Below are 2,985 nucleotides of genomic sequence, written 5' to 3' on the forward strand. Positions count from 1 at the left end.
CTCTAATCTTTGATGGGACCCCCGCAGAGATAGTTTTAGAATACGCCAAATTCCGAATGCAATAACAAAAAGCTTCGGAATTTTTTTATTTTCCCTCTTGACATATGACCAGATTGCTGCCTTCGGCATCCCCCCTATCAAGGGTGGATTTTCGCATCAGGCGGCCAGAGGCCGCCTTTTCTTTAGCGCCCTCTCACCAGCTGTCGCGGAGCTCTCCCGAGGGAGAGCCTTCCGGACTACCGTTTTCCTCATTTTTTCCAAGTACCTTTCGTCAGTCAGTCTCGTATGTGCCAGCTACGATAGTACAGCCCCCTGCTCGACTCGCTCGCCGCCCCCTGGCCAGGAGGGCAGGTGATTTTTCGACTCATACGGGCTTTTCATATTCGTCTATGCAAAATCCCCATAAATAATCGTCGATGCATCAGCATCGACACCTCCCCGCACCCCGCTCCCCGCATCCCGCACCCCGTTATTTTTCCTCACCTGGGTACATTTCCCATAAAAACTCGTGCCGCATCACCGGCACACCTTCCCGACAACCCCGATACCCCCCGATTCAAAAGTTTCACTTATAAAAAATTTCCCATACAAATACGTCCCCAAAGATTTATAATAAATACATATTTCCAAAGATTCCCCAAGGAGTCCCTATGAACTACTTTTCCATCGTCCTCTCGCAGCTCGAAATTTTTGCGGTTTACATGATCATCGGCATGGCCGCCGTGAAAATGCACATCCTGGACCGCGGAAAACTTTCCGTCCTCTCTGGCATTGTGACGAAAATCCTCCTGCCCCTCCTCATTTTTACAAATACCATCCACGGCCCCACGCGGGAAGAATTTCTTTCCTCCACCGTCATCATCGCCATCGGGATCCTCCTTTTCCTTTCCCTCTACCTCCTTTCTATTCTCCTTTCGAAAGCAGCGTCCCTCAAAGGAAACCGGAGCAAAGTATACCGGGCCTGCACCATGTTTGGAAACTGCGGTTTCATGGGAATTCCCGTGATTCTCGCCCTCTATCCCGACCGCGGCGGACTTTACATGGGCATGTATACCGTAGCCGACCAGCTCATGCTCTGGACCCTGGGCGTATACCTGGCAAGTCCCGTAGAAGCAAACCTTTCCATTTCCGGAAACCTTCGGAAAATGGTCAATCCTGCTACCATTGCTGTCCTGCTCTCCGTATTTTTCGTCCTCACCGGCCTCAGACTTCCCGATTTCCTCTCCGATGCCCTCACGAAAACAGGATCCGCTGCCCCGCCCCTTTCCATGATTTACCTGGGCGGCGCATTCTGCTATATTTCCATTAAAGAATACCTGAAAAAACTGGAAATATACCTCATGATCCTCGTGAAAATGCTCCTCGCCCCCCTGGCCGTTTATTTCCTTCTCACCCACATTCCGGGCCTCGAAAAAAGTATTTCCATCACCCTCAGTATCATCTGTGGACTTCCCAGCATGTCATCCATCGCCATGATTGCTGAAACCCAGCATTCTGACAGCGATTATGCGGCCGGAATGATATTTCTCACTACTATTTCCACCATCATTACCCTTCCCATCGTCTGTGCACTTCTATAAGGAGGACCCATGAAAAAACTCAAACTGCTCCACATCGGCCGGGCCGAGGCCTTTGAAAGAAATACAGAAAAATCCGCCTTCACGGAATCCGTCGAAAAAGTAAGCCTTCCCTGCGGCCTGCCGCCGTCCGAATATATCCGGGCCATGGGCGACTGCGATATCATCGTGGCCGATGCCATCGCAGATATTCCGGGAGAACTGATCCGCGGCCTTCCCCGCCTGAAAATGATTCACTCCGAAGGCGTCGCCTTCAACCGGTTTGACCTCAGGGCAGCCGACGAAAAAGGAGTCTACGTCTGCAACTCTGCCGGAATGAACGCCTCCGCCGTAGCCGAACAAACCTTACTCCTCATGCTGAGCGTCCTGAAAGATGCCATCAATAACGACCGGGCAGTCCGCGAGGGACGGCAGATTCAGGTCAAAGAAAACTACATGGCAAAAGGAGATCTCATCGACCTTTCCGACTGCAAAGCAGGCCTTATCGGCTTTGGAAATATAGGAAAATGCACCGCCGCCCTCCTCAAAGCCTTCCACGTAAAAACCTTCTACACCCAGCGCCATCGGGTAAGTGAAGAAATAGAAAAACAATACGGCGTCACCTGGCTCCCCACACAGGACGAACTTCTCCAAAAATCCGATATCGTCAGTCTCCATCTCCCCGTCACCCCCGAAACCACAGGCATGTGCGATGAAGCATTCTTCTCTAAAATGAAAAAAGGCTCCTACTTCATCAATACCTCCCGCGGAGAACTGGTCAACGACGAAGCCCTGATCAATGCTCTCAAATCCGGTCACCTCAAAATGGCAGGCCTGGACACCCTGGACCACGAACCGGTTCAGAAAAATCACATCCTCCTGAACCAGCCCCCGGAAATCGCATCCAAAATCATCTTCTCCCCTCACATCGGAGGCATCACAGGCTCCTCCTTCAAAAGAAGCTACCGGATGATCTGGGAAAACGTAAAAAGAATCGCCGAAGGAAAAGAACCCGTCAGAGTCGTTAATCATGTGAAATAGAAGCCGTTAGCCGTTAGCTGTTAGCCGTTAGATTTTATATTGGGGTCCCATGAAAGTTCCCGGCTCCCAGTGGTTCCAACAGGGCTGTATCCTTTGCAGCTTTGAAATTCCAGCTGTCTTCGAGACTTAGAATCGATCGGGAAACGGGAAACGGGACTCGGCCAGGTGGCGGCACACAATTCATAAAGTGCCGCCATTTTTATATGGGCACATACGAGGCTGACTGACGAAACGTACCTGGAGGAAATGAGCTAAAAGGTCCGCGAAAAGGCTCCCCTCCAGGCCCCCCGAAGTTCGGGGGGCTCGTTATTCTATAATTCTAAGTGCAACAGGAGCTAATATGATTTGTTTAAGAATCTGGTTTCCTCTCTATCCGGCATCCCTTGAC

The 2,985-nt window shown here is 50.9% G+C and carries 2 protein-coding genes; both read left to right on the forward strand.

Translation table 11 applies throughout. The annotated features are described in order from the left end of the window. Positions 1-650 precede the first annotated feature (650 nt). Positions 651-1,580, forward strand: coding sequence for an AEC family transporter (locus VZT47_RS09875; RefSeq protein ID WP_330224793.1), 930 nt, complete (start codon positions 651-653; stop codon positions 1,578-1,580). 9 nt (positions 1,581-1,589) lie between these two features. Further along, positions 1,590-2,597, forward strand: a complete 1,008-nt coding sequence (locus VZT47_RS09880; protein ID WP_330224794.1) for an NAD(P)-dependent oxidoreductase — start codon at positions 1,590-1,592, stop codon at positions 2,595-2,597. Positions 2,598-2,985: the final 388 nt, after the last annotated feature.

Source organism: Dialister sp. (assembly GCF_036343215.1).
In the GTDB taxonomy this organism is placed as follows: Bacteria; Bacillota; Negativicutes; order Veillonellales; family Dialisteraceae; genus Dialister.